The organism is Microbacterium sp., assembly GCF_031178525.1.
GTDB lineage: Bacteria > Actinomycetota > Actinomycetes > Actinomycetales > Microbacteriaceae > Microbacterium.
This window is the reverse complement of the sequence record NZ_JAPSJA010000231.1, coordinates 1-3,633: the sequence shown is the minus strand read 5'-3', so window position 1 is coordinate 3,633 and position 3,633 is coordinate 1. Positions and strand designations below refer to the sequence as shown.

4 protein-coding genes are annotated in these 3,633 nt (G+C 71.5%); all 4 read right to left on the bottom strand.

Features of this window, described 5'->3' with window-relative positions; translation table 11 throughout:
* Nucleotides 1-538: hypothetical protein (locus RIF89_RS12145; RefSeq protein WP_309069367.1), on the bottom strand; the 538-nt coding region annotated here is incomplete at its 3' end.
* The gene (locus tag RIF89_RS12140) at nt 535-1,482 is read right to left on the bottom strand and encodes a lysylphosphatidylglycerol synthase domain-containing protein (protein WP_309069366.1); all 948 of its coding nucleotides are present in this window, start codon (nt 1,480-1,482) and stop codon (nt 535-537) included. The genes RIF89_RS12145 and RIF89_RS12140, both read right to left, overlap by 4 nt.
* Nucleotides 1,479-2,585 carry a glycosyltransferase gene (locus RIF89_RS12135; protein ID WP_309069365.1) on the bottom strand — a complete coding sequence of 369 codons (1,107 nt, stop codon included), beginning with the start codon at nt 2,583-2,585 and terminating at the stop codon, nt 1,479-1,481. The genes RIF89_RS12140 and RIF89_RS12135 overlap by 4 nt, the downstream gene beginning before the upstream one ends.
* On the bottom strand, nt 2,582-3,631 hold the full coding sequence (locus RIF89_RS12130; protein ID WP_309069364.1) for a glycosyltransferase family 2 protein: 1,050 nt from the start codon (nt 3,629-3,631) through the stop codon (nt 2,582-2,584). Before RIF89_RS12130 ends, RIF89_RS12135 begins: the two co-directional genes overlap by 4 nt.
* Between the last annotated feature and the right edge of the window lie 2 nt (nt 3,632-3,633).

Below are 3,633 nucleotides of genomic sequence, written 5' to 3'. Positions count from 1 at the left end.
CGCGCGCCAGGCGGAGGAGGCCGTAGAACGCGAGCGCGCTCACGAGCGCGGCGAGGGTGTCGGTGTAGACGGAGCCGCCCAGGCGCACGAACCACACCGAGAGCCCGACGACCAGTGCGGATGCCAGACCGATGCCCGCCACCTGCGGCACCATCAGGCGTCCGATCGCGCGCACCGTATAGAGCAGAGCCACCGACAGGGCGACCATCACGAAGCGTCCGGCCATGCCGGCGCCCTCGATGTTCCCCGCGTCGGCCAGCGGGCCGACGAACGGCGCCAGCAGCAGGTACAGCAGCGGCGGGTGGTGGGCGGTCCACTGCACCGGCGGGTGCACGCCCACCGTGTTCTGCAGCTCGAGCCCATCCTCGAACACGGGGAGGCGCCCGTGCCACACCTGCAGCGCGTAGTCGACGTGCGCGGCCTCGTCGCCGCTGGAGTAGATGGGCGACGCCATCGCGTAGGCGAACGGGCCGCCGAGGCCGAGCAGCACGAGCGCCGCGTGCTCGAGCCATGCGCGGACGCGCAGCGCGGTGCTCACTTCGCCGCCCTGAGGCGTCGGCGTGCGAGGCGCGTCTCGGCCCCGCCGACCGCGGCGAAGCCGAGGTCGACGACGGTCAGCAGCACACGGCTCAGCAGTACGAGGGTGACGATCTCGGCCGACGCGAGCGTGCCCGCCAGCGCGGCGGCGAGCACGACCTCGCGGACGCCGGCACCGGCGGGGGCGATCACGAACAGGAAGCCGATCACCCATGCCAGCGCGTATCCGCCGATGCACTGGATCACGGTGTGCACGGTCGCCGGGGCCCCGAGGCCGATCGCGAGCGCGGCCACAGCGGTGCCTGCCACGATCCACGCCAGCGCGGCCCACAGCGTCGCGACGCCCACACCGCGCGTCGAGAGCATGCCGCCGGGCGTCTCGAGCGGCTCGAGTCGCAGCACGCGCCACGCGAATCCGATGACACGGTTCATCACGGGGGGCACGAGCAGCACCAGCAGGGGCACGCCCAGCCACATCAGCCACGCCCAGTCGGCGAGCGCCGGCGTGGGTGCGATCAGGAAGCCGAGCGCGCCGATCCCGACGCCCGACACGAGCGAGATCAGCAGCGCGACCGTCATGGCCGCGACCGAATGGCGGGCGGGGATGCCGTGCGCCCGGCCGAGGTCGGCCGCTGCGGCGATGTTCCACACGCCACCCGGGATGTACTTCGCGATCTGGCTCACGCCGAACAGCGCGACGGCGGGCCGCAGCGCGATCGGATGGCCGAGGTCGTGCAGGATGCGACGCCACGACTCCAGCGTGAGCCCCACGTACACGGCGCTCGCGATCAGCGCGAGCAGCGGCGACCACGCGGGCATCCGCGCGAGCGCAGCGACGATCTCGTTCCAGCGGGTCCCGACGAAGTACGCCGCGAACGCGAGCGCGAGCGCGAGGAACGCCCACTTCACGACGGGCGAGCGCAGGACCCCGAGGACCCGCTTCATCGGGTCTCGCCGGTCGGGCGGAGGCGCGCATGCAGCGGCATCACGACATCGCGGGCGCGGAAGCCCTCGGCGGTGTCCGCCGCAGCCTTGCGCGCGGCCGCCACGCGCTCACGCGACGTCGCGAGCCCCGCGATCACGTCGGCCAGCGCGGCGGCATCGCCCGGCTCGGCGTACAGCGCGGCCTCGCCGAAGGCCGCGCGCTGCGGGGGCGTGTCTCCCGTCACGATCGCGCATCCGGCCGCGGCCCCCTCGTACACCTTGTTGGGCACGACGCGGCGCGCCTTGCCCGACGTGCCGAACACGCCCAGACACACGTCGTGCCGCGCGACCAGCGCCGGCAGCTCGTGCGCGTCCACCCAGTCGGTCCACGTCACGGCCGGCAGATCCCCGGCCGCCACGCGGGCCTTTTCGTAGTCCTGACCCGTGCCGACGATCGTGGCCGTGAAGTCCGCGCCGGCCTCGTGCGCGCGGCGCAGGGCCGCGGCGATCGTCGGCGCGCCCTGCAGCGGCGTGAACAGCCCGAAGAAGATCAGCGACAGGGGAGCTTCCTGCGCGTCCTGCCGCGCGGCACGCGCGTCGAACCACTCGGCGCGGGCGCCGACCGGCACGTGCACGCCCTTCGAGCGGTCGGGGAGCATCGCGAGGTGCTCGACGGTGTCGACGATCACGATGTCCGCCGCATTCAGCGCGCGCATGTCGAGGCCGCGCAGCAGTCGCACACGCAGGCCCTGTGCGCCGCGGTCCTGCGCCGTGTCGCCTGCGAAGATCAGGTGATCGAGCACGATCGTCGAGCCGCGGAAGAGCCGCCGCGCCAGCAGCACGTCGAAGTGACCCATGTAGCCGACGAGCACGGCGTCGGGCACGACGCCCGTCTTCAGGAGGGCGCGCGCGTCGCGGCGCAGGGCGATCCAGCACGTGAGCAGGCGCCACGCCAACGCGGGCAGCCGCCACGGCTGCTTCAGCATGCGCACCCGCTCGGCCGTGCTGAAGCCCAGTGGATGGTTGAGCTCGCGCACCTCCTCGCCGCGCTCGCGCAGCCCGTCGACGATGATGCCCACGCGAGGGTGCTTGACGGCGTCGTAGGTGCCGAACGAGACGATCACGAGGTCGTCCGGGCTGATCCCGCGCTCTCCGGCTGAAGCTCGACGGGCACCGGGCGCACCTCGGGCGCCGCGAGCGGGCCGGGATCCGGCAGCCTCTCCAGGTCGCGCACGGCGGGCGCGGCAGCGGTGTCCGCGCCGTACTGCAGCTCCTTGATGCGCTGCAGGGTGTCCTCGAGCAGCACCCGGTTCGTTCGCAGCAGGTCGGAGATGACAAGCAGCGCGAACGAGAGCAGCGATCCGACGAGCAGCGACGAACCGAGGATCAGCGACTGGATGTGATCGCCCGCGGCGCCCATCCAGTTCAGGATCAGGAACCGCACGAAGGGGATCAGTCCGCCGATCAGCAGCACCACGCCGAGCGTCGTGAAGATCGTGTGCGGCTTGAACATGATGTAGCTGCGCAGGATCGCCTGACCCGACTTCGCCATGTGCTGGAAGATGTTCGTGAACAGCCGCGACTCGCGCGTCTTCGGGTTCGTCGTGATCGGCACGCTCGCGATCTTCAGGCGCTTGTTGCCGGCCTGGATGATCGTCTCCATGCAGTACGAGAACTGCGTCACGATGTTGAGGCGGATGAGCGCCTGGCGGGAGTAGGCGCGGAAGCCGCTCGCGGCATCCGGGAGCTCGGTGCCGGCCGCGAAGTTGACGACCTGGCTGCCCACCCGCTGCATGAACTTCTTGAAGGGCGAGAAGTGCGCGATCGTAGCGGTCTGGCGGTCGCCGATGGCGATGTCGGCCTCGCCGCGCAGCAGCGGCTGGACGAGCTCGCCGATCATCTGCTGCGGGTACTGGTTGTCGCCGTCGGTGTTCACGACGATGTCGGCGCCCATGACGCCGAGCGCGTACTCCACCCCGTCGCGGAAGGAGCGGGCCAGCCCCATGTTGCGCGTGTGGTGCACGAAGTGGCGTACGCCGTACGATCGGGCGACCTCGATCGTGCGGTCGGTCGACCCGTCGTCGATCACGAGGATCTCGATCTCGTCGATCCCGGGGATCGCCGAGGGCATCGTCTCGAGGACGAGCGGCAGGGTCGCCTCTTCATTCAGGC

Excerpts from the sequence above, each read along its gene's own strand:
- RIF89_RS12140 (WP_309069366.1), bottom strand. The coding sequence starts at position 1,482 with ATGAAGCGGGTCCTCGGGGTCCTGCGCTCGCCCGTCGTGAAGTGGGCG.